Raw genomic sequence first — 22,525 nt, 5'->3', positions numbered from 1 at the left:
AATTTTTTGCACGAAGCCACCCGATGGTTCAGGGTAACGTCTGCAAAACGAAGCTAGGAACCACAGATGTTTTCCATTTCCGAGATCGAACAGGCCGCCACGCTGGTGCACCGACAGATGCCGCCGACGCCGCAATACAGCTGGCCGCTGATCAATCAGGAGATTGGCGCCGAAGTCTGGGTCAAGCACGAGAACCACACCCCTACCGGCGCCTTCAAGGTTCGCGGCGGCATCACCTTTATCGACTGGCTGAAACGCAACCGACCGGAAGCACGCGGGATCTGCACCGCTACGCGCGGCAACCATGGCCAAAGCCAGGCCCGCGCCGCCACCGCTGCCGGCCTGACGGCGAAGATCTATGTGCCGGAGGGCAACTCGGTCGAGAAAAACGCGGCGATGGCAGCCTTTGGCGCCGAGGTCATCGTCTTCGGCTCGGATTTTGATGAGGCGCGGATCGAGGCGGTTCGGGTTGCCGAAGCGGAAGGCCTGGCGGTGGTGCCGCCGTTCCACCGTGAACTGGTGCGCGGTGTCGCCACCTATGCCTATGAATTATTCTCTACAGTGCCCGATCTCGATACGGTCTATGTGCCGATCGGCTGCGGCTCAGGGATCTGCTCGACGATTGCGGTTCGCGATGCGCTGAACTCCAAGACCCGGATCGTCGGCGTCGTCTCGACAGAAGCCCAGGCGGCGAAACTCTCGTTTGAAACCGGGCGGCTGATTGAGACTGAGAGCGCGCGCACCTTTGCCGACGGCATGGCGGTGCGGGTGCCGGTTGCCGAAGCCTTCAAGATCTATTCAAAGGGGGCTGAGCGGATCGTCGCGGTCAGCGAGACAGAGATCGCCGAGGCGGTGCGTTGCTATTTCCGCTCGGCCCACAATGCCGCCGAGGGCGCGGGCGCCGCTGCGCTGGCGGCCCTGATGCAGGAAAAATCGCTGATGGCGGGAAAACGCGTCGGCGTCATCCTGTCCGGCGGCAATATCGATACCGATCAATTCACCACTGTCATGCAGGGCAGGATCCCCCAATTATGAGCAATACGCATCTCAAGACCATCGAACAGCGGCTGCTGTGGCTGTCGCACTGGATGATTCACAACGCCAACCACATTCGCGAGAAGGCGGACGGCATCAAGGTCGGCGGCCACCAGGCCTCATCGGCGTCGATGGTGTCGATCATGACGGCGCTGTATTATTCGGCGCTGAAGCCCGAGGACCGGGTGGCGGTAAAGCCGCACGCTTCGCCGATCTTTCACGCCATCCAGTATCTGATGGGCAATCAGACGCGCGAGAAGATGGAGAATTTTCGCGGCTTCGGCGGGGTGCAGTCCTATCCGTCACGGACCAAGGACATCGACGACGTGGATTTTTCCACCGGATCGGTCGGCCTCGGCGTGGCCATCACCTCGTTTGCCTCGATCGTGCAGGATTACATCGCCGCCAAGCAATGGGGCAGCGACCTGCCGCTGGGCCGCATGGTGGCGCTGGTAGGAGATGCGGAGCTTGATGAAGGCAACATCTATGAATGCCTGCAGGAGGGCTGGAAGAACGACCTGCGCAACACCTGGTGGGTCATCGACTACAACCGCCAATCGCTCGACGGCATTGTCCATGAAGGCTTGTTCCGCCGCGTCGAAAAGATCTTCGAAGCCTTTGGCTGGGACGTGGTGCGGGTCAAATACGGGCATCTTCAGCGCGCAGCCTTTGCCGAAAAGGGCGGAGACAAGCTCAAGCAATGGATCGATGATTGCCCCAACCAGCTCTATTCGGCGCTGACCTTCATGGGTGGCGCGGTGTGGCGCAAGCGCCTGATGGACGATCTCGGCGATCAGGGCGATGTCACCGCGCTGATAGACGCCCGCTCCGACCAGGAACTGGCCGAGTTGATGGAAAATCTCGGCGGCAACTGCGTGACCACCATGGCCGATGTGTTTGCCTCGATCGACCATGACCGGCCGGTCTGCTTCCTGGCCTACACCATCAAGGGCTGGGGCACGCCGATTGCCGGGCACAAGGACAATCATGGCGGACTGATGAACAAGACCCAGATGGCCGCCTGGCAACGCCATATGGGCGTGGCTGAGGGTGAGGAATGGGAAAAGTTCGCCACCGTCGAGGATCCCGACGCCCTGCAGGCATTCCTCGACCGCACACCGTTCTTCGCCAAGGGTCGGCGACGCTATTCGGCAGAAGTCATTGTCACGCCGGAGATTGAGATTGCCAGTGATCGCGAGATCTCAACGCAGATGGCATTCGGCAAGATCCTCGACGATTTATCAAAAACCGACAGCGAACTGGCGGCGCGCATCGTCACCACCTCGCCGGATGTGACCGGCACCACCAATCTCGGGCCCTGGGTCAATCGCCGCAAGCTGTTTGCACGCGAGGTTCGCGAGGACACGTTCAAGACCCACAACATCCCCTCGACGGCGAAATGGGAATTTACCCCTGACGGCCAGCACATCGAGCTTGGCATTGCCGAGATGAACCTGTTCCTGCTGCTTGGTGCTGCGGGCCTGTCGCATTCGCTGTTTGGCAAGCGGCTGATCCCGATCGGCACTGTCTATGACCCGTTCGTCGCCCGCGGTCTGGATGCGCTCAACTACGCCTGCTATCAGGATTCACGCTTCATGATCGTCGGCACGCCATCGGGCGTGACTCTGGCGCCGGAGGGCGGCGCGCACCAGTCGATCGGCTCTCCGCTGATCGGCATGAGCCAGGACGGGTTGGCGGCGTTCGAGCCGGCCTTTGCCGACGAACTGGCAGTGATCATGAAATGGGCGTTCGACTACATGCAGAAGGATGGCGAGGGCGATCCCGACGAGCGCACTTGGCTGCGCGACGAGACCGGCGGTTCGGTCTACCTCAGGCTGACCACCAGCCCGCTTGAACAGCCCGGTACGCGCGCCGACGAGGATTTCCGCCAGGGCGCCATCGACGGCGCCTACTGGCTGCGCAAGCCGGGACCGAATTGCGAGGTCGTGGTGGCCTACCAGGGCGCGGTGGCAGCGGAAGCAATCCGGGCTGCCGGCCGCATCGCCGAAACACGGCGCGATGTCGGCGTGTTGGCTGTAACATCGGCCGACCGGCTCAATGCCGGCTGGACGGCGGCACAACGGGCGCGTGCGCGCGGCAATGCGGCGGCCGAAAGCCATATCGAAACGCTGACCCGCGATCTGCCAAGACATTGCCGCTTTGTCACCGTGATCGACGGCCATCCGGCAACGCTCGGCTGGATCGGTTCGGTGCATGGTCATCAGACAATTCCGCTGGGCGTCGAGCATTTCGGCCAGACCGGGACGATTGGCGATCTCTACGCCCATTTCGGCATCAATGCAGAGGCGATCGCGCAAGCGGCCATCGGGTTGACCGACGGCAGACGGGCAATGCCGAGGCTGATCGGCGCGTAGATCTGCGTTCAAGCAATAATAGCCGCGGTGTTCCCACGAATGCAGGCCACCGTGGCGTTTCTCAAAGCTGGAGCGGAGGCACTTATTCGCCGAGCAGGCCTGCCACGAAATCGAACAGGCCGGGACGGCGGTCACGGCGCAGACGCTCGGCCTGGACGATGCAGCGCACGGCGGAATAGGCCCGGTTAAGGTCGTCATTGATGACGACATAATCATACTCCCGCCAGTGCTCGATCTCCGAACGGGCGTTGGCGAGCCGGCGTTCGATCACATCGTCGGCGTCTTCGGCGCGGCGTTGCAGCCGCGCGCGCAATTCTTCCATCGATGGCGGCAGGATAAAGATCGACACTACGTCGGCGCTCATCTTTTCCTGCAATTGCTGGGCGCCCTGCCAATCGATGTCGAACAGCATGTCGCGGCCTTCGGACATGGCGGCCTCGGCTGATTCGCGCGGCGTGCCGTAATAATTGCCGTGGACTTCCGCCCATTCGAGCAGCGCCTCGGAATCGCGCATGCCTTCGAACTCGCGCTGCGACTTGAAATGATAGTGCACGCCCTCGATTTCGCTGCCACGGCGTGGCCGCGTTGTGACGCTCACCGACAGGCTCAGGCCGTTGTCGTTTTCAAGCAGATTGCGTGCAATCGTCGATTTGCCGGCACCCGATGGCGACGAAATAACCAGCATCAGCCCGCGCCGCTTGAGACGGCTCGAGGGAAGGTCGGCGGGAGGCAGGTTCATCGCTACTCCAGATTCTGTACTTGCTCGCGAAACTGATCGATCAGCACCTTCAAATCAAGCCCCATGGCCGTGACCGAAGCCGCATTCGATTTCGAGCATATGGTGTTGGTTTCCCGATTGAATTCCTGGGCCAGGAAGTCGAGGCGACGGCCTGCGCCACCACTGGTTGCAAGCAGCGCCCGAGCCGCCTCGACATGGGCCTTGAGCCGGTCAATTTCCTCGCGCACATCCGCCTTGGTGGCGATCAATGCCGCCTCCATGTGAAGCCGGTCGCGGTCCAGCCCCGCGCCGGTATCCATCAGCGCGGCAATCTGGTCGGCAAGCCGGGTGCGGATTGCTTCGGGAGAGCGCGACGGATCGGCTTCGACTGCCAGCGCCAGCGCTTCGATGCGGTCGATCTGATCGCCGAGAACGGGGGCCAGTGCCGCGCCCTCGCCCCGGCGCACCGAGACCAGTTCTTCCAGCGCCTTCGTAAAGCCCGCCAGCACCGCCTGATCACGAGTGGTGCGGTCGGCGTCAGAGAGTTCCGGGTCGCGTAATTCGAGCACGCCCCTGATGTTGAGGATCCCGTCCAGCGCCGGCTTGCGGGCGTCAATCCGGTCGCCCAACCGTTCGAGCAGCGCGATGACCGCTTCCAGCGCTGCTTCATTGACCACAGCCTCGGTGGTCGCAGTGGTGGCGTTGACCGAGAGCACGACCTGTACATTGCCGCGCGCCAGTACGCCGGCGGCGGCCTTGCGCACCGGCTGTTCCAACGCTTCAAAGCCCGAAGGCAAGCGCAGCCGGATATCAAGTCCCTTGCCATTGACGGAACGGAGCTCCCAGACAAAACGGCAGCCTTCGGCCTCACCCTCATGGCGGGCAAAACCTGTCATTGACTGGATCGCCATGTCGTCTCCCTGCTTGCCCACTGGCGCCAACATAGCTGCCAGTGTCGTCAGATCAATTGCCTTCCGGCTTTTCTGCGTCCGCTGCGGCTTTCTCAGCCGCTAGCGCCTTCTGGCGTTCGGCTTCAAGCCTGCGCCAGCGCGCGACATTGGTGTTGTGTTCGTCGAGCGATTCGGCAAATGCGTGACCGCCGGTGCCGTCGGCCACGAAGTACAGATCCTTGGTGCGCGACGGATTGGCCACTGCCTCCATCGCCTCGCGACCCGGGTTGGCGATCGGCGTCGGCGGAAGAGCGTCGATCACATAGGTGTTGTAGGGCGTCGGCTTTTCGATGTCGGATTTGTAGATCGGCCGATCGGATGGCTTTCCGGCACCGCCGAACAGGCCATAGATGATGGTCGGATCCGACTGCAGCCGAATGCCGCGCTCGAGCCGGTTGATGAACACACCCGCAACCCGCGGCCGTTCGTCGGCGCGTGCGGTTTCCTTCTCGACGATTGATGCCAGGATCACCAATTCTTCCGGAGTTTCGAGTGGAAGATCCGGGGCCCGCCGCTCCCATATCTGCTCGAGTGCACGGGTCTGGGCCTGGGCCATCTGCTCGATGATTTCGGCACGGGTGGTGCCACGGGAAAACTTGTATGTCTCGGGCAGCAGCGCGCCCTCGGCCGGCATCTCGTCAGGCAGATCGCCGACAAGCACGGTCGCTTCACGCAGGCGGTCGAAAACCTGCTGCACGGTCTGCCCTTCGGGCACGGTGAAGGTGTGCAGGATCGACTTGCCGGATTGCATCAGTTCGACGATCTCACGCATGGAAGCGCCGGCCTTGATTTCGTATTCACCGGCTTTCAGCGTGTCGTCGCCCAGCACGCCCTTGGCGCCGAGCGAGAAGATGCGCTGGTTGGTGATGATGCCCTGACGCTCGAGCCCGGCGGCGATCTGGTTGAGACCGGCGCCGTCACGCACCATGTAATCGGTGGTCTGGTCGAGCGGGCCGGTGGCTTCGAATTCGCTGTGACCATACCAGAACACACCGACGCCGATGACGGCGACAAAGATGATCAGCGACAGAATGAAGTTGAGAAAAACCACGATCTGGTTGCGGGCGCGACGCGAGCGCTTGGGCGGTTGCGGCGCTTGCTCCGGCTTCAGCGCCTGAGACGGCGAAACCGGTACAATCGGGCCGGAAGATGTGGAAGCGCGATCACCAGCACGGCCAAACACGCCACGGCTTTGGTCTTTGGGGTCGTTCACGGGAGCACCCTCCGCAGGAATTGGAATCGGCTGACTTGTTGCCGCTCAATGTGGCAAAATGCCGGTTCACATAACTTGGTCAGGCGTCGGCAATCAGCCATCAGGCTTGAAAGCGTTTGAGCACAAGCGATGCATTGGTGCCGCCAAAACCGAAGGAGTTGGACAGGGCAACGTCGATATTCCGCTTGCGCGCCACCTTCGGCACCAGATCGATCCGGGTTTCAACCTCGGGATTGTCCAGATTGAGCGTCGGCGGGGCAATGTTGTCGCGAATGGCGAAGGCGGAAAACACCGCTTCCATCGCACCGGCAGCACCGAGCAGATGGCCAATCGCGGATTTGGTCGATGACATCGACACGGTATCGGCGGCATCGCCGAGCAGTCGCTCGACCGCGCCCAGTTCAATCGTGTCGGCCATAGTCGAGGTGCCGTGGGCATTGATGTAGTCGATGTCAGACACGTCAAGGCCGGCGCGCTTGATTGCCATCTGCATGCAGCGATAGGCGCCATCGCCATCGGCTGCCGGCGCGGTGATGTGATAGGCATCACCGGAAAGGCCATAGCCAACCACTTCCGCGAGGATGTTGGCACCGCGCGCCAAAGCGTGTTCGAGTTCCTCGAGCACCATGATGGCAGCGCCCTCGCCCATGACGAAGCCGTCGCGGTCGCGGTCGTAGGGGCGCGAGGCCTTTTCGGGCGTGTCGTTGAACGAGGTCGAGAGCGCCTTGCAGGCCGCAAAACCGGCGATGCCGATGCGGCAGATGGCGGCTTCGGCGCCGCCGGCAACCATGACGTCGGCATCGCCCAAAGCGATCAGCCGGGACGCGTCACCGATCGCATGGGCACCTGTGGAGCAGGCAGTGACCACGGCATGGTTGGGGCCGCGCAAGCCATGCCGGATCGAGACATGGCCGGAAACCAGATTGATCAGGCGACCGGGAATGAAGAACGGCGAGACCCGGCGCGGACCCTTGTCGCGCAGCGTGTAGCCAGCCTCGACAATGCCTTCCAGCCCGCCAACACCGGAACCGATCATGACACCGGTAGCGATCTGGTCTTCACGGGTCTGGGGATTCCAGCCGGCATCCTTGAGCGCCATCTCGGCCGCGGCAACGCCAAAAAGAATGAACTTGTCGATCTTGCGTTGTTCCTTTGGCTCCATCCAGTCATCCGGATTAAAGGCGCCCTCAACCGATGGGTCGGTGGGCACGGAACAGGCGATCTGGGCGGTGATGTCGCTGACATCGAAACCAGTGATGCGCGAAGCACCATTTTGGCTGTTGATCAGGCGGGACCATGTGATTTCGGCACCGCAACCGAGTGGCGAAACGACACCCGTACCGGTGATGACGACTCGACGCATCGTCTCAATTCCCCGTCATGTCAGAAAAGCAACAAACCGGCGCAGGAACTGCGCCGGTCTTGAAAACGGGCCGATTAACCGCCCGTCCGTTCATTCCACTCAGGCCTGGGCCTTGGAAATGAACTTGACCGCGTCTCCGACGGTCAGAATGGTGTCGGCTGCGTCGTCGGGGATTTCCACGCCGAATTCTTCTTCGAACGCCATCACCAGCTCGACCGTGTCGAGCGAATCCGCACCGAGATCGTCAATGAAGCTTGCGCCTTCGTTCACTTTTTCAGCGTCAACGCCCAGATGTTCGATGACAATTTTCTTTACGCGGTCTGCGATGTCGCTCATGTCGGTTTCCTCGACCTGTTCTACGTTGGACTTGTGCTTCGTTACCTGCACAAGCATGGGTAATCAAGTTAGTTGCACGTTTTTATGCGCTCGGCTCGGTTCCGTCAAAGCCGAAGCTGTGGAATTCGGCCTTTTCGAACCCGAAGCGGGCGCAAACTGTGCTCTCAGCGGGGCGAAGTACCATGGTTTGGCAAACGGGCAAAGCCGGAAAATGTTCCACGGCGGCGATTCCCTGCCCCGCAGCCATAACCTGTGCAAAACCCCGACAGCGATGCCTCCACTCAGACCATCAGCATGCCGCCATTGACGTGGATGGTCTGGCCGGTGACGTAAGACGCCTCGTTGGAGGCCAGATAAGTCACAGCGGAGGCGATTTCCGCGCCCGTTCCCATGCGGCGCATCGGAATCGCGCCCATGATCGCGTCTTTCTGCTTGTCGTTGAGTTTTTCTGTCATCGCGCTTTCGATAAAGCCCGGCGCAACGCAGTTGACGGTGATGTTGCGGGGGGCGATTTCCTGAGCGAGGCTTTTGGAAAAGCCGATCATGCCCGCCTTGGAGGCGCAGTAATTGGCCTGCCCCGGGTTCCCGGACACGCCGACCACGGACGTGATGTTGATGATGCGGCCATGGCGGCGCTTCATCATCGGATGGGCCAGTTCGCGGGTCAGCCGGAAAACCGCTGTCAGATTGACCTCAAGCACCTGATCCCAGGCGTCGTCGCTCATGCGTACAAACAGGCCGTCCTTGGTGATGCCGGCATTGTTGACCAGAATGTCGACGCCCTCGAGCTCGCGCTCGGCAGTCTTGCCGAGTTCGGACACCTGATCGCGGTTAGACAGATCGGCCGGAAACAGCTTCACCCGTTCGCCAAGATCGGCAGCGAGCGCCTCCAACCGCTCGACGCGGGTGCCGTGCAGGCCGACAAATGCGCCGCGGCTGTGGAGCTGGCGGGCGATTGCTTCGCCTATGCCGCCAGACGCGCCGGTCACCAGGGCCTTGCGGCCGGTCAGATCGAACATGGTTGGTCCCTTTCGCTAATTCTGCTTTTGGCTGGCTCAAGCCGGAATCGTGAACAATCACGTTCGCCCCGGATAGCCTACCCTAGAGGGTCTACCCCTAGGCTGTCTGCCCGTTGATTGCGGCCAGAAATGGATCGATATCGGCAGGCCCGGCGACATTGAGACCGGTCACCGAGCGGTCAATGCGGCGGGCGAGCCCGGTGAGCACCTTGCCAGCGCCGATTTCGGCGAGGGTGGTAACACCATTGTTTGCAAACCAGATCACCGTTTCGCGCCAGCGGACACGGCCGGTGACCTGCTCGACCAGCAATTCGGCGATCTCGTCGGGGTCGGACACCGGTGCGGCGCGGACATTGGAAATTACCGGCACCACCGGCGCCGATTTTGCAACGCCTGCCAGTGCTTCGCGCATGGCGTCGGCGGCAGGCTGCATCAGGCTCGAATGGAACGGGGCTGAGACCGACAGCATCAGCGCGCGCTTGGCGCCCTTGGCGGTAGCAGCCGCAGCCGCGGCTTCGACTGCCGGCTTGATGCCGGAAATTACCAGTTGGCCGCCGCCATTGTCATTGGCGATCTGCACCGCGCCATGAACTGCGCCCTCGGCGCAGGCAGCTTCAACGTCTTCCTGTTCCAGACCGATGATCGCCGCCATCGCGCCCTCGCCAGCCGGCACCGCTCCCTGCATGGCGTTGCCGCGGATGCGCAACAGCCGCGCCGTGTCGCCGATCGAGAACATGCCGGCAGCACACAGCGCTGAATATTCTCCGAGCGAATGGCCGGCGACATAGCTGGCGGCATCTGCCAGCTTCAGGCCGCGCGCTTCAAGCACCCGGATCAGCGCCATCGACACCGCCATCAGTGCGGGTTGAGCATTGGCTGTCAGCGTCAGGGTTTCCTCGGGACCTTCGAAAATCGTCGTCGACAGCTTTTCGCCAAGCGCCGCATCGACTTCGTCAAACACCGCGCGGGCTTCGGGATAGGCCTCTGCGAGATCCTTGCCCATGCCGACTGCCTGGCTGCCTTGCCCCGGAAAAGTGAATGCTGTGGCCATGTCGTGGCTCCGATCATTGGTGTCGTGTTGGCGCTTCAATTCACATTCGCAACGCCGGTGTCAAGTTTACGCCCTGTCGCAAAATCAAGCGACCGGTCGGTCAACGCTAAATGATCCGGCCAAAAACCGCCGGAAAACGCATCGACTTGATGTGTGCATGGAGAGCTTCAAAAGGGTCCATTTAGACCGTACCGCTCATCAGGCTCCGGCTTTGACGAGTTCGGTTATCCCGTTGATCACGGCATCGACGGCAACCGCTGCGAGGACCATGCCCATCACCCGGCTGACAATCGCTGCGCCGCCATTGCCGATCACCCGCAGGATTGGTGAGGCCAGCAACATGCATCCCAGCGCGACCGCGACAACGCACACCATGACGGTACCGGTGATGATCTGTTCCTGAACGCTGAAGCGGTTGTTGTCGGTGAGCAGGACAATGGCGAGCATGGCGCCGGGTGACGCCAGTGACGGCACCGCCAGCGGAAATACCGCAACAGTGTGCGCATCTGCCAGCTTCTTTGCTTCGGCGGTTTCCGCTTCAGGCTTCGAAGTGTCGAAAATCATGGTCAAGGCGAACAGGAACAGGATCAGGCCGCCAGCGATCTGAAAGGCCGGAAGGCTGATATCGAGCGCCTCGAGCAGGAACTGCCCGGCAACCAGGAAAAACAGCAACACGCAGGCCGCAATCAAGGCGGCCCGGATCGCGGTCTTTACCCGTTCGGAAGACGACATACTGGCGGTAATTGCCACGAAAACGGGGATCGTACCGATAGGATCGATCACCACCCACAGCGTCACAAATTGCTCGAAAATCCCTATCATCAGCCTACTTTCATTGTTTCCTCGCCTGCGCGCTGCATTTTGCAAGGACAAAGGCGTCAGATAGCGGCCGACAGGTCATCTCCTCTGCCTGTCGCCGGATCTCAGATCTTAAAGGGAAAATATTTCTCACCCATGAACGCAGGCATCTTGAATTTGCCATCGAGCGCCTTCACATCATCGTCGTTGCGCTCGAAACCAGCAGCGCCTTTTTTCGGACAAACAACGATGTCGCAAACTGCGTCACACACTGCATCGGCCCAATCCACCGAGAGCTTTACCGTGCCTGTTCCCAGAACCAAGTTCGTCGCGTTTCTAACCGCTATCGGCGCCATCGTGCTGATCACCTCGGAAATTTGGCTGGCGGCTGTTGCCGCCTTGTGGGCCGCCGGCGGTGTCTTCGGCTTTGGTATGACGGGCGATATTATTCTGATTGCCCTGATCATACCGCCCGCGTTGTGGGGCACGTGGATGACGGTGAAACTCGCCATCGCCGCCGAGCTGGACCCGGAAAACACTGACTGAACAGGCACATTTGCGCTGTTTCGCATGGGCTTCAGCGGTGCGAAGACCTGATCCGCAGTGGGAGCTGGTCCTGCCCGATGGCAACCGGCGGCGGCGCTTGCTGTCGTGCAGAATTGTTGGCTCATAGCAGGCGGCAGTATGGCCGGGGCCGCTGCCTGCGCCCAGGCTTCGTGACGCCGGCTTCCCGATGGCCAACACAAGGCGCGCTCGCTCTTCCCGCGATGGCGCGCAGGAACAAGAATCATGCTGATGCACATCGTTTTACTGTCTCTCGGCCTGGCGCTTCTCACCGCCGGGGCTGAATTTCTGGTGCGCGGCGCGATCTCGCTCGCCAATCGCTTCGGCATGCCGCCATTGCTGATCGGGTTGACGGTGGTTGGCTTTGGCACGTCGATGCCGGAACTGCTGGTATCACTCAAGGCAGCCCTTGCCGGCGCCCCGGCGCTTGCAGTCGGGAATGTGGTCGGCTCCAACACCGCCAATATCCTGCTCATTCTCGGTGCTGCGGCAATCATATCGCCGATCGCCGCGCGCATCCCCAATCTTACGCGCGATCTGGTGATGATGCTGGTCGCCGCCCTGACCATGCTCGGGCTTGGTTATCTGGGCAACGTCACACCCGTGCTCGGCGGCGCCATGGTGGTGGTGCTGGTGGCCTATCTGGCCTGGATCGCTTCAGTCAAAAGCGGCGCGAGTTGTGCCGACGAAGCGGAACTGCACACCCGGCTTGCCGGGTGGAAGGAGGCAGCCTTCATCATCGGCGGGCTTGCCGGCCTGTTCATCGGCGCCAGCCTGCTGATCGATTCGGCCACTGCCATTGCCCGGCAGTTCGGCATCTCCGAAGCAGTGATCGGCCTGACCATCGTCGCCATCGGCACCAGCCTGCCCGAGCTTGCCACGTCGGTGGTCGCCGCCATTCGTGGCCACGCCGAAGTGGCGCTGGGCAATGTGGTCGGCTCCAACATCTTCAACATTCTGGGCATTCTCGGGGTCACCGCGATGGTGGCGCCGGTGCCGGTCGACGCCTCGATGGCCAACTTTGACATCCCGGTGATGCTTGCCGTCTCGCTGGCGCTGTTCGCACTGATCCTGATTGCCGGTCGGATCGGCCGTGGCGCCGGGCTGGCGATGCTGGCGGCCTATACCGGCTATGTCGCCTGGCTGTACTAAGCCTGATCCATAACAATGGTTTTACCGGTGCGCGGGTTGCGCCGCGCCTACCCGCCAGTATTGTGCGCCGAATTCAAGACAAGAGGAATGAGCTGCATGAAAATGAACCCGCTCGGGCGCACGGAGATAATGGTGAGCGAGATTTGTCTCGGCACCATGACCTGGGGCGAACAGAACACTGAGGTCGAAGCCCACCAACAAATGGATTATGCGCTGACGCAAGGCGTGAATTTTTTCGACACGGCCGAAATGTATCCGACCCAGCCGACACGGGCTGAAACACAAGGCCGCACCGAGGAATATATCGGCAGCTGGTTTAAAGCCTCAGGCAAACGCAACGAGGTGATCCTGGCCACCAAGATGACCGGCGACGGCGTCAAATGGACCCGCGACGGACAGGGGTTTACCCGCGCGTCGATTCAACAGGCGATCGATGGCAGCCTGAAGCGGCTCGGTGTCGATCACATTGACCTCTACCAGTTGCACTGGCCCAACCGCGGCTCCTATCATTTCCGCAAGCACTGGGCCTTTGACCCCAGCACGCAGGACAAATCCAGCACCGTGCCCGACATTCGCGAGACGCTGGAAGGCCTGGGTGATGCGGTCAAGGCAGGCAAGATCCGCGCCATCGGCCTGTCCAATGAAAGCGCTTGGGGAACCATGCAGTTCGTGCAGCTGGCCGAACAACACGGCCTGCCGCGGGCGGCTTCGATCCAGAACGAATACAATCTGATCTGCCGGTTGTTCGACACCGACCTGGCCGAAGTTGCCCACCACGAGGATGTCGGGTTGCTGGCCTTTTCGCCGCTCGCCGCCGGCATTCTGACCGGCAAATACCAGGGCGGCGCGCTGCCCGAAGGTTCGCGCCGGGTACGGGTCGAAAGTCTCGGTGGGCGCTGGTGCCCGCAAACGGAGGCGGCAACCCAGGCCTATCTCGATGTCGCCAACAAGCACGGGCTCGATCCGGCACAAATGGCGATTGCGTTCTGCCTGACGCGGCCGTTCATGACCTCGGCCATTATCGGTGCGACCAACATGGATCAGCTGAAAATCGCCATCGGCGCCAAGGACGTCGAGCTGTCGGAAGCGGCGCTCGAAGACATCGCCACCGCCCGCCGCGCGCATCCGTTGCCGATCTGACGGTTTCGCTGCCGCCGGCCTTGCGTAGCGCAAGCCGGCGGTGGCGTCTTTCCTGAGGTCGGTGTCGGGACCGCTACAGACGCAGCCCTCCTCTGGCGGACGATGCGCTGCAGCTTTCGGCAAAATCGAGTCACTTCAGACATTTACGGGCGGAAGCTTGCATGACCTCAGGCTTTGCGTGCACCAAGTCGACGGTGGGTACGCCGGGCGATAAAGGCGCAGCCAATCAGCACCAGGCCGGTGGCTGCAAACACCCCCTGTACCGGTACAAATACGAGCACCAGCCGGGCGAGCGCCGGCGAGCTGACCGCGGAGACATCACGGTAGGTGGCATAGACTGCCGCCATCTCGGTGCGCTCTGAGGGCTTGACGGTGAGCAGGAACGGCAGCCCGCCGCTGACATCAAGCAGCACCAGAAACAATGTTGCCGACAGCAATATGGCAAGCGCCGCAAAGGGCAACGGCGAGGCCAAGGCTGCGACCACGAACAGGATGCCACTGCCGGTAAACCCGGTGATGATGGCATTGCGCACACTGGTTTTCTGGAGAAACCCGAGCATCAACGGGGTGAGGAACAGAAAACCGTTGGAGATCGACAATGCCAGCCCGCCGAGCTGGTCGCTCAGCCCTGACTTGACCGCAAAAATCGGCACATAGATGATGTAGACGGCCCAACCGGTGGAGCGCAGGCAGGCAAAGAACCAACCGGCCACCAGTGTCGGCTGGCGGAAGAATCGCGGCACGTAACGCAGCGGGTTTGTCGGTGGCCTTCGCGCCTTGGTGATCGCCTTGCCGTCGCCAAGCCGCAGATGCCAGAAATAGGCCAGCATCACCAGGCTGGCGAGGATCGAGATCAGAAACGGTATCTGCGGGTGCAGGTCCATCAGGAACACGCCCAGGAAAGGACCAACGCTCCAGGGGATGCCACTGTAGAGCAACCGCCGGCTCTCGTTGCGGCCCATCGAGGCGCGCTCGACATAATCCATCACATAGGCGTTGAAACAGATCGCCAGCATCACCAGCCCGGCGGCGTTGGCGGCGACGGCAAACGGCACGAACCGCAGCGGCAGGAAGCCGCCGATGATACTGCCGCAAATCATCATCACGATGCCCAGCGTGTAGAGCCAGCGCCGCGGCAGGTAGCGCGCCAACAACGGCACACCCATGGCAAACGCCAGGCTGGTGAGGCCGACAAGCACGTAGATTTCGGAGACCCGCGCAGCATTGCCGAGCGCGCGGTACATCAACACCGGATAGACCGATATCAGCGTCGAGCGGGCTGCGGCTTCGCAGGCGGCCAGCGTCGCAAACGCATGGATACCGGGGCGGGCCGGCGGAAATTCAGAAAGAGAAAGGCGGTTCTGGATCAATTTGCTGGCTACCGCGATAATGAGGCAACTGAAAATGTCTGCTGGCCGCACAGTCTGCGCGAAACCTGATTCTGGCAAGACACCGGAGCGACATCACAACCATGCACCAGCGACCTCGGCGATTGCGGTGCGGAGGCGGGTTCAGCGTTCACGGTTCTGTCAGCCAGAGCAGCTTCGATTTCAGCGATCGTTTCCGCATCGCCGGGAGCGGACCGGCCTCAGCTGCGGTGCGCGGTTTTCGCGTCGACATCAGCCTCAGTCGCATTCTCGGCAAGCGATTTGAGTAAAGTCAGGTGGACCTGATCAATCGGCTGCGGGCGACCGAGCAGATAGCCTTGGGCAATGTGGCAGCCGCTTTTGCGCAGGATCTCGTTCTGGTCAACCGTCTCAACGCCTTCGGCCACCACCTTCATGCCAAGTTCCGTGGCCAGATCGACCACAGATTCGACAATCGACAACGCCCGCGGATCATTACCAAGATTATCGACGAAGGACTTGTCGATCTTGAGCTCGTCCCAATCGAACTGCCTGAGATAGGATAGCGCCGAATAGCCGGTTCCAAAATCATCAAGCGCAATCGAGATGCCGAGTTCTTTGAGACCGTTGAGAATACGGGTGGCCAGTTCCGGCTCCGACATCATCACCGATTCTGTCACTTCCAGCGTCAGCCGGTGCGCCGGAAAGCCGGTGCTGGCGAGGATGCCGGTGACCATGCTGATGACATCGTCGCGCAACATCTGGCCAACCGAGAGATTGACCGAAACCCGGATATTGTCTGGAAACGCCATCGCATCGGAGCATGCGGTAGTCAGAATACAACGTCCGAGTTCGACAATCTGCGACGAGGTTTCGGCGATCGGAATGAACTCGTTCGGCCCGATCCAGCCCAGCTCCGGATGATTCCAGCGAGCCAGGGCCTCAAAGCCAACCAGTTGACCGGTCTTGATGTCCACCTGCGGCTGATAAAACGGGAATATTTCACCATTGGTGAGTGCACGTTTCAGATCGTTTTCGAGATGACCGCGCCTTTCGAAATCCTTGCGCATGGAAGGATGGAAAGTTACCACGATCCCCTTGCCCAGCGCCTTGGCATTGCTGAGCGCCAGATCGGCATCGAGCAACGGATTGGAGTCTGAATCCTTGGCGCGATCAAGCAGCGCCAATCCAATCGTGGCGCCGATTGCCACCGTGCTGTTTTGTATGAGGTAGGGCTGGCTCAATTCCGCCAGCATTTCCGCAGCGATGGCGTCATGCCGTCTGAAGGCAACCTCGCCCTGCAGCAACACGACAAATTCATCGCCGCCAAAGCGGGAGACGACATTGCCCTGCCCCGCCTTGGCGATCAGACTTCTGAGCCGGTCAGCGACGGAAACCAGCAGTTCATCGCCGGCGGCGTGGCCGAGCAGGTCGTTGACCGCCTTGAACCCGTCAAGATCGATCGCAAACACCGCCAGCATGTCGCTTTCGCCATCCTCGACGGCCATGGCTGCGTCAAACTCGCGTTTGAAGGCGAGCCGGTTGGGAAGACCGGTCAGGCCATCATGATGGGCAAGTTCGGAAAACCCGGTGGCGGCTTCGCGGGCCACGCGATGGGCGCGTTCGAGTGATCGGTTCTGATACACCATCACCAGCAACAGCAATGCGCCAACACCAATCAATCCGAAGGACAGATATTTCTGCACCCGTTGCTCTTCGGCCAACTGGTTGCGAATTTCGCTGTTGACCATCATCGTACTGGTGTGGGCGTCAGCACCAATACGATGGATGACCGGAGCGATCTTTGCGAGTTTTTTGACGATGCGCTGCTGGACCTGCGGATCATCGAGATTGGCAAATTCGGTAACAGCTTCGCCAAATTCAGCCCGGATCTGATTGAACTGGGCACGGCGATCGGGCGACAGGTCGATATACTCTCCGAATTTGCCGGAGTTCCAGTTGTTCAACCGACCCTCGACGATCTGGCTGTACAAATATACCTGAGCGGCATCCTCCGGGCTGCCGCTTTTCAGATAATCGGACACCCACTTCTGCAATTCCAGAATTTCCATTCGCCCCGCCGAGCCCGTCCAGGTCACGTCATAGCGGGCTGAACGGGCAACCGACTCCTCCGATTCGGCCACAAGACCCGCGTGAATCCAGCCAATGGCGCCGAGGGCGACAAGGCTGGCAATCGCGAACAGGTTGAATGTGGTTTTGGGAAGCCGCATGAATGGAATGGTCTTTGGTGCTCGGTCTATTCGATGATGATGCTGCGGACCTGCCAGGCAGACCGCGAGTGATAGATTTCGGTGTTCAATTCGGGTTTGTCATCGAACGGATAGACAACAAACAGCGGACCTTTGTCGCTGATCGGCATGGGTTCACCATTCTTGCGGCTCGCCAGGATCACACCATGATCGGTGAAATCGGTGATCGGCACTTCGGTGCGGTATTTATTCAGCGCCAAAATCGCCGCGGTCTCGCCAGTCGCTCCAACTGACAAGAGCAACGCCGCTATTGGAACGCCTTCAAAGGTAACGGGATCGGTTTCCCAGGGTGAACTGGTGGTGATGACCGACATGCCAAGCGCTTCGAGTTCGGCGAACGTGAAGTCCACCGCTTCGCCGTTGGTCACTTTTCCGGAGACAGTCAGCACCACCTTGTCGGACTCTGCGGCCTGTGCGGAGATGCCGCCAAGCATGAGTGTCGCGCCGACAATCAGGGCCTTCAGAAATAAGGACATGAGCGTTTCCTTCTGTTTCAACAATCAGACCAGTTTGGCCGCCGGGTGGCATTTCCAGCGCAGGATCCGGAAAGCATACTGTTCAGCTTCCAATGAATCCGGGGTTAAGCTGGCCATATAGTACTTACCAGTACGAATTCAGGGTAAAAATGCCGGCCGAAATCTATGTAAGTTTGTATTCATCTGAAATGTCGGCCCCACCTGTTATGGTGGAGCCGAAAACAGCACGCCCCCGCTGTGCAGAGGCACGGGCAGATATCGCGGCGTATTGGCCGGTTTTATGGGCCGTCTTCATCCAGACTGGATGGCTTTGGTCTTGCAATGCAGCAAGAACCGCGTATAAGCGCCCTTGTTCGAACACCCGGTCATCTGGCTGGTGGCTGAACGGAGGGTGCGATCCTTGTCAAAGGATCCTAGGGGCACAAGCGCTCCGGCCTCCCGTGTCTCCGCTCACGACCGTCTCGATACCACGTCTTTCTTGCCCGGCTGACACGCCGACAGGACAAGTCGCTGGGGCTTAGCGCCGGACCCGGGTGATGTAAAATGCAAGAAAGGCAAGTCAATCATGGCTCTATATGAACATGTATTCCTTGCTCGACAGGATGTTTCCAGCCAGCAGGTCGAAGCCCTTGTGGACCAGTACAAGGGTGTGATCGAGGCAAACGGCGGCAAAGTCGGGCGTATTGAACACTGGGGGCTGAAGTCCCTTACCTACCGCATCAACAAGAACCGGAAGGCGCATTACGCGCTGATGGACATCGACGCACCGTCGGATGCCGTGAAGGAAATGGAGCGCCAGATGCGCTTCAACGAAGACATTCTTCGCTTCATGACCGTCTCGGTCGCTGCTCATGAAGAAGGCCCGTCGGCCATGCTTCAGAAGCGCGAACGTGACGACCGCCCGCGTGGCGGCGACCGTGACCGAGGCGATCGCGGTGACCGCGGCGATCGTGGCCCGCGCCGTCCGCGCGAAGACCGCGAATAGGAGAACAGACAATGGTCGACATCAACCAGATCCCGACACGCCGTCCGTTCCACCGCCGTCGCAAGACCTGCCCGTTCTCGGGCGCCAATGCACCGCGGATTGATTACAAGGACGTACGTCTGCTGCAGCGCTACATTTCCGAGCGCGGCAAGATCGTTCCTTCACGCATCACGGCCGTGAGCCAGAAGAAGCAGCGCGAACTCGCCCGGGCGATCAAGCGTGCACGTTTCCTCGGCCTGCTGCCTTACGTGCTGAAGTAGGACATTCAGGGACCTGGCAATATTTGCCGGGTCCCGTTCCCTTCCCGCGAACGGGCGTGGGGTCTGGGCAAACACTCTCCCGGGTTGGGGTTGAGGCGCGAAATCGGTCGCGACTGACCTCTAACTGCTTGAACGCAGGACAGCGATTTATGACACAGCAAAGCACATCGCTCCTTGTGGGCCTGCTCGCCGGCGTATCCGCCGCGCTTCTGCTTGTCAGCGCGGGCTATTCTTCCGGTCTTTCCTTTCTGATGTTTGCCACTGCGGCACTGCCGATCCTGATTGCCGGGCTGGGCTGGTCAAACCTTGCCTCGATCGTTGCGGTCGCTGCGGCGATGGCCATTGTCGGCTTTGCCACCACGCCGCAAGCTGCACTGGTGACCGCCGTGACAACGCTGGCGCCAGCCGCCTGGATTGCGCATCTGTCCAACCTCGGTCGGCCGGCCGAGGAACTTGGCGGGCCTGAGGGCGCAGTCGCCTGGTATCCGTTGTCCGACATCCTCTTGAGCATTTCGACCGTGGTCTGCACCGGCCTGTTCGCCGTCGGCCTGGCGATGGGCTATGGCGAAGGGTTCATCGGCGAGTTGGTCGACATGTTTGTTGAAGCGCTGAAGCTCAACAACGCCGAATACCAGCCTACCGCAAACGGCATTGCCGAGATGAAACGGTTCTTTCTGTTTGCCCTGCCCGCCATCCAGGCGGCAATCTGGGTGCTAATCCTGCTTGCCGGGTGGTATGTCGCTTCGGCAATCGTGCGCCTGTCAGGCCGTTCTAGGCGGCCAAAGGATGATCTTCCCACGCAATTGCGGATGCCGCCGATGGGCGCGGTCGGGCTCGGCGCTGGCGTTGTGCTGAGCTTCGTGCCCGGCGTTGCAGCCCTGGTCGGCTGGACCATCATCGGTGCTTTCGGCATCGGTTTCGTGGCAGCCGGTTTCGCCATTGCCCATAAGCGTACGCGCGGCAAGCCGGCGCGCGGCATGCTGTTGTGGTTGGCCTATCTGTCGACGGTGCTGTTTACACTGCCGCTCGGCTTCTTTCTGTTTCTCGGGCTGTTCGATACCGCCCGCACACTGACGGTGACCGGTGGACCCGGTCCCGATACCCACCCCTGACACACTGAACAACCCCTGGAAAGGACACCACAATGGACGTCATTCTTCTCGAACGCATCACCAAGCTCGGCCAGATGGGCGACACCGTAAAGGTTCGCGACGGCTACGCGCGCAACTACCTGCTGCCGCAGGGCAAGGCGCTGCGCGCCAACGCCGCCAACAAGACCCGTTTTGAAGCCGAGCGCACGGTGCTGGAAGCCCGCAACCTCGAGCGCAAGTCGGAAGCCGAACAGATTGCCGAAAAGCTCAACGGCAAGACCTTCGTGGTCGTCCGTTCGGCTGGTGAAACCGGTCAGCTTTACGGTTCGGTCGCCGCCCGCGACGTGATCGCCGTTCTCGCCGACAACGGCTTCACCATCGGCCGCAGCCAGGTCGACATGAACAACCCGGTCAAGACCATCGGCCTGCACACCGTGCCGCTGGCGCTGCATGCCGAAGTCAATGTCGAAGTGACCTTCAACGTCGCCCGTTCCGCTGATGAAGCCGAGCGTCAGTCCAAGGGTGAGGATCTGTCCTCCGCCGATGCCATCTACGGCATTGACGAGGAAGCCGTTGCGGAAGCGGAAGAAGCTGCCGCCAACGATCCGGACTACAATGACGACGAAGACGGCGAAGGCAATGAAGGCGCCGGCGAGAACGAATACAACGCCTGATATCAGGCTATCTGATCGCACACATCAACCGCCCGGGACCTCGTTCCGGGCGGTTTTTCATATCCTGATCGCAGGCATCAAACCAGGATCACCGGGGCCAGGCCGCCGCCGGGCGTACGGAAATTCGTGGTCTGCCCGGCATACATCCGCGCCACCGGGAACAACGGCTTGCCGGCATAGGCATAGAGTCGGATGTCGAATTTGAGCTCCACCGGCACACCACCCACCAGCAAGCCGCGGGCGGCGGGCGCAACGAATTGCTGGGCGACATATCCTCCCTCCAGAATTGTCTTCCAGACCCCCGTTGTCAGCTTGTCGCCGCGATAGGCAGCCCGGCTGCCATAGCCACCTGCGGGTTTGAAAAATTTGGTCTTGCGCGCCTTCCAGGCGGCAGCAGCGTCGATCATGTCGACCGTCTGTGTCAGCGGAATCATGGCCCGGAGATCGGTCTCCACCGCCCCGGGTTCACCATCATCGCCACCGAGCAGCACAAGGTTGCGCTTGTCGGCATAGAGCGCATGGTGACGCGGGGACGGCGAGATCACCGCCCCGTCCTCGAGATAGGCCTGCCGCAACGCCCAGTTGCTGTCGGCTTCGAGTTTGAAATCGGTGAGCCGGTTATAGACCATATCGATGGTTTCACCGTCATGGCGCAATGCACGGTCGCGATAGTCGAGTGTTGATGGGTCGACAATCAGCGTGCGAATGCCGCGCGAATTGAGCAGTTCGGCAGCAAGCAGCATGTCGGGGTAGAGATACTGGCTTTCGGGTTTCTCATCGACAATGGCGAGCGTGCCAAGCGGTTTGCCCGGTCGCAGAGTGTTCCATTCGTCCAAGAACATCGACACCAGCAGATCATCGAGCCGGGACTCGGTAAAATCCGGACGGTTTGTTCCGACAGGTAAACAGGACGATCCGGGCTCGGCAAATTGCTTGGCGAGGAAGGCTGCGCCGGCATTGGTGTTGATTTCGATCAGCCGCGGCCCGTCGGACGAAATATGGAAATCGAAGCCCATCAGCAGGCTCTGACTTTTCCGCTGGCGCATGAGGTCGATGCCTGGATCGCGGGCGTGAATGGCTGTCTCATAATCGTCGGTTGCCGTGCTGTGGGCAACCGCCTCCACCAATTGCGCCATCTGCAGGTAGTGGTCGCGGGCAACGAACACCGCCGTGCCGGCATAGAGCCCGGGCCGATGGGCCAGAAGGCCTTCCAGCCGCGAATCATGGCTGCCGGAGACCACCCTACGTCGGCGCGTTTCAGCGTCAAACGGAAGGCAATGGCATCCGCTGTTGATCACATCGACAGGCGTCGCCGCGCAGCAATTGGAATCAGAAGCCGGCGTCAGCATTTGCACACCCGCTGCACGGTGCGGCGCAGGTCTTCATGGCCGCCACAACAATCATGCATGATGAAGGAAAACAGCGCGCCAAGTGTGTCGTATTGAGCGCAATAAATCATCTGTTTTCCCTCGCGGCGGGCGCGCACCAGCCCGGCATCAGCCATCAGTTGCAGTTGCGCGGAGACAGTCTTGAGGTTTTGCCCGATTGCCTCCGCCAAAGCGCCCACCGAGGCCCCCTCCTCACCGGCCTGCACCAGTGTTTGCAACAGCGACACGCGCCCTTCATGGGCCAGAACCGAGAGAATCTTGACGGCGTTTTGTGTTTTCATCACTCTTTTATTCCATGGATTGTCAGAACGTACAAGCACC

22 protein-coding genes are annotated in these 22,525 nt (G+C 60.8%); 9 read left to right on the top strand and 13 right to left on the bottom strand.

From position 1 onward, the window contains the following. Nucleotides 1-66: 66 nt before the first annotated feature. Together ACK6D9_RS11165 and ACK6D9_RS11160 are read left to right on the top strand one after the other, a co-directional pair. Nucleotides 67-1,035: a threonine dehydratase gene (locus ACK6D9_RS11165; RefSeq protein ID WP_412048581.1), complete on the top strand. Its 969-nt coding sequence runs from the start codon at nt 67-69 to the stop codon at nt 1,033-1,035. Continuing rightward, nucleotides 1,032-3,410, top strand: a complete 2,379-nt coding sequence (locus tag ACK6D9_RS11160) for a 1-deoxy-D-xylulose-5-phosphate synthase N-terminal domain-containing protein (RefSeq protein ID WP_412048580.1) — start codon at nt 1,032-1,034, stop codon at nt 3,408-3,410. The genes ACK6D9_RS11165 and ACK6D9_RS11160 overlap by 4 nt, the downstream gene beginning before the upstream one ends. A gap of 82 nt (nt 3,411-3,492) precedes the next feature. On the opposite strand, the gene gmk is transcribed toward ACK6D9_RS11160, so the two are convergent. From gmk to ACK6D9_RS11120, 8 genes are all read right to left on the bottom strand, one after another. Beyond that, nucleotides 3,493-4,149 (bottom strand): guanylate kinase, encoded by a 657-nt coding sequence (gmk, locus tag ACK6D9_RS11155; RefSeq protein WP_322990198.1) that lies wholly within the window; start codon nt 4,147-4,149, stop codon nt 3,493-3,495. Nucleotides 4,150-4,151: 2 nt separating this feature from the next. Beyond that, on the bottom strand, nt 4,152-5,039 hold the full coding sequence (locus tag ACK6D9_RS11150) for a YicC/YloC family endoribonuclease (RefSeq protein WP_412051792.1): 888 nt from the start codon (nt 5,037-5,039) through the stop codon (nt 4,152-4,154). A gap of 52 nt (nt 5,040-5,091) precedes the next feature. Continuing rightward, a complete protein-coding gene (gene mltG, locus ACK6D9_RS11145) occupies nt 5,092-6,291 on the bottom strand; it encodes an endolytic transglycosylase MltG (RefSeq protein WP_322990200.1) in 1,200 nt (399 codons plus the stop codon). 100 nt (nt 6,292-6,391) lie between these two features. Continuing rightward, nucleotides 6,392-7,654 carry a beta-ketoacyl-ACP synthase II gene (fabF, locus tag ACK6D9_RS11140; RefSeq protein ID WP_412048579.1) on the bottom strand — a complete coding sequence of 421 codons (1,263 nt, stop codon included), beginning with the start codon at nt 7,652-7,654 and terminating at the stop codon, nt 6,392-6,394. Between the two features lie 99 nt (nt 7,655-7,753). Then, nucleotides 7,754-7,990, bottom strand: coding sequence for an acyl carrier protein (locus ACK6D9_RS11135; protein ID WP_035526784.1), 237 nt, complete (start codon nt 7,988-7,990; stop codon nt 7,754-7,756). Nucleotides 7,991-8,271: 281 nt separating this feature from the next. Beyond that, nucleotides 8,272-9,009: a 3-oxoacyl-[acyl-carrier-protein] reductase gene (gene fabG / locus ACK6D9_RS11130; protein WP_412048578.1), complete on the bottom strand. Its 738-nt coding sequence runs from the start codon at nt 9,007-9,009 to the stop codon at nt 8,272-8,274. Nucleotides 9,010-9,106: 97 nt separating this feature from the next. Next, nucleotides 9,107-10,060: an ACP S-malonyltransferase gene (fabD, locus tag ACK6D9_RS11125; RefSeq protein ID WP_412048577.1), complete on the bottom strand. Its 954-nt coding sequence runs from the start codon at nt 10,058-10,060 to the stop codon at nt 9,107-9,109. 198 nt (nt 10,061-10,258) lie between these two features. Beyond that, nucleotides 10,259-10,882 (bottom strand): MarC family protein, encoded by a 624-nt coding sequence (locus ACK6D9_RS11120; RefSeq protein WP_412048576.1) that lies wholly within the window; start codon nt 10,880-10,882, stop codon nt 10,259-10,261. 132 nt (nt 10,883-11,014) lie between these two features. Between ACK6D9_RS11120 and ACK6D9_RS11115 the strand changes: the two genes are divergently transcribed. The 3 genes from ACK6D9_RS11115 to ACK6D9_RS11105 all read left to right on the top strand — a co-directional run bounded on the left by ACK6D9_RS11115 (nt 11,015) and on the right by ACK6D9_RS11105 (nt 13,714). After that, complete coding sequence (locus tag ACK6D9_RS11115; protein WP_412048575.1) at nt 11,015-11,404, top strand: hypothetical protein; 390 nt, start codon at nt 11,015-11,017, stop codon at nt 11,402-11,404. Nucleotides 11,405-11,647: 243 nt separating this feature from the next. Then, on the top strand, nt 11,648-12,574 hold the full coding sequence (locus tag ACK6D9_RS11110) for a calcium/sodium antiporter (protein WP_412048574.1): 927 nt from the start codon (nt 11,648-11,650) through the stop codon (nt 12,572-12,574). Between the two features lie 96 nt (nt 12,575-12,670). Next, complete coding sequence (locus ACK6D9_RS11105; protein WP_322989493.1) at nt 12,671-13,714, top strand: aldo/keto reductase; 1,044 nt, start codon at nt 12,671-12,673, stop codon at nt 13,712-13,714. 167 nt (nt 13,715-13,881) lie between these two features. On the opposite strand, the gene ACK6D9_RS11100 is transcribed toward ACK6D9_RS11105, so the two are convergent. The 3 genes from ACK6D9_RS11100 to ACK6D9_RS11090 all read right to left on the bottom strand — a co-directional run bounded on the left by ACK6D9_RS11100 (nt 13,882) and on the right by ACK6D9_RS11090 (nt 17,806). After that, nucleotides 13,882-15,084: an MFS transporter gene (locus ACK6D9_RS11100; protein WP_322989492.1), complete on the bottom strand. Its 1,203-nt coding sequence runs from the start codon at nt 15,082-15,084 to the stop codon at nt 13,882-13,884. 218 nt (nt 15,085-15,302) lie between these two features. Next, nucleotides 15,303-17,291, bottom strand: a complete 1,989-nt coding sequence (locus tag ACK6D9_RS11095; RefSeq protein WP_412048573.1) for a putative bifunctional diguanylate cyclase/phosphodiesterase — start codon at nt 17,289-17,291, stop codon at nt 15,303-15,305. Between the two features lie 26 nt (nt 17,292-17,317). Next, the gene (locus ACK6D9_RS11090) at nt 17,318-17,806 is read right to left on the bottom strand and encodes a molybdopterin-dependent oxidoreductase (protein WP_322989490.1); all 489 of its coding nucleotides are present in this window, start codon (nt 17,804-17,806) and stop codon (nt 17,318-17,320) included. 565 nt (nt 17,807-18,371) lie between these two features. On the opposite strand from ACK6D9_RS11090, the gene rpsF reads away from it, so the two are divergent. The 4 genes from rpsF to rplI all read left to right on the top strand — a co-directional run bounded on the left by rpsF (nt 18,372) and on the right by rplI (nt 20,816). Beyond that, on the top strand, nt 18,372-18,791 hold the full coding sequence (gene rpsF, locus ACK6D9_RS11085; protein WP_322989489.1) for a 30S ribosomal protein S6: 420 nt from the start codon (nt 18,372-18,374) through the stop codon (nt 18,789-18,791). An 11-nt stretch (nt 18,792-18,802) separates the two neighbouring features. Continuing rightward, nucleotides 18,803-19,051: a 30S ribosomal protein S18 gene (gene rpsR / locus ACK6D9_RS11080; protein WP_267652053.1), complete on the top strand. Its 249-nt coding sequence runs from the start codon at nt 18,803-18,805 to the stop codon at nt 19,049-19,051. Between the two features lie 149 nt (nt 19,052-19,200). Further along, entirely contained in the window at nt 19,201-20,163 is a 963-nt protein-coding gene (locus ACK6D9_RS11075) for a DUF2232 domain-containing protein (protein WP_322989488.1), read from the top strand. Nucleotides 20,164-20,195: 32 nt separating this feature from the next. Beyond that, nucleotides 20,196-20,816 carry a 50S ribosomal protein L9 gene (rplI, locus tag ACK6D9_RS11070; protein WP_322989487.1) on the top strand — a complete coding sequence of 207 codons (621 nt, stop codon included), beginning with the start codon at nt 20,196-20,198 and terminating at the stop codon, nt 20,814-20,816. 77 nt (nt 20,817-20,893) lie between these two features. Here rplI and ACK6D9_RS11065 read toward each other — a convergent pair whose 3' ends face one another. Then, complete coding sequence (locus tag ACK6D9_RS11065) at nt 20,894-22,165, bottom strand: hypothetical protein (protein ID WP_412048572.1); 1,272 nt, start codon at nt 22,163-22,165, stop codon at nt 20,894-20,896. Further along, on the bottom strand, nt 22,159-22,485 hold the full coding sequence (locus ACK6D9_RS11060; RefSeq protein ID WP_412048571.1) for an ArsR/SmtB family transcription factor: 327 nt from the start codon (nt 22,483-22,485) through the stop codon (nt 22,159-22,161). Before ACK6D9_RS11060 ends, ACK6D9_RS11065 begins: the two co-directional genes overlap by 7 nt. Between the last annotated feature and the right edge of the window lie 40 nt (nt 22,486-22,525).

Source organism: Hoeflea sp. Naph1 (assembly GCF_046837775.1).
Lineage (GTDB): Bacteria > Pseudomonadota > Alphaproteobacteria > Rhizobiales > Rhizobiaceae > Hoeflea.
The sequence above is the reverse complement of the archived record's forward strand: the minus strand, read 5'-3'. Positions and strand labels throughout refer to the sequence as shown.